The following is a 634-nucleotide window of genomic DNA, read 5'->3' on the forward strand; positions in this document are numbered from 1 at the left end:
GAGCGAGGACCCGCTGGTTCATCAGTTCGTCAACGCATTGCCCGACGGGCCAGTCCATTTCCACTACCCCGCCGTCGGGGTCGAGGATGATTTCGGCAATGTCCAGGGAGGGCGGGCATGAGCTGGTACCGGCCTTCGGACGTGGGCTTCGCCGTGCGTCGCAAGCTGGCCGACCTCGGGAGCGGAGCGCGGCTCTTCGTCCGATTGGCGGGCCGGGGCGCGCAATGCCTGCGGCGCTTCGGCCTGGTGCGCGACCAGATCCACTTCCTCGGCAACTATTCATTGGCGATCATCACAGTCTCGGGGCTCTGGGTGGGTTTCGTGCTCGGACTGCAGGGCTACTACACGCTGCAACGCTACGGCTCCTCCGAGGCGCTTGGGCTGCTGGTAGCGCTGAGTCTCGTTCGGGAGCTTGGTCCGGTCGTGGCGGCACTGCTTTTTGCGGGGCGAGCGGGCACATCGCTGACTGCGGAGATCGGCCTCATGCGGGCCGGAGAACAATTGAGTGCCATGGAGATGATGGCGGTCGACCCGGTCCAGCGGATCCTCGCGCCTCGTTTTTGGGGCGGCGTCATCACCATGCCGCTACTGGCCGCCGTGTTCAGCGCGGTCGGCGTGATGGGCGGCTATGTGG

Annotated in this window: 1 protein-coding gene; it reads left to right on the forward strand. The window is 66.1% G+C overall.

From position 1 onward, the window contains the following. Positions 1-117: 117 nt before the first annotated feature. On the forward strand, positions 118-634 hold a 517-nt coding region (locus AC1DTN_RS38195), incomplete at its 3' end, for an ABC transporter permease (RefSeq protein WP_477925370.1).

This window comes from Rhizobium sp. 01T444, from assembly GCF_056398305.1.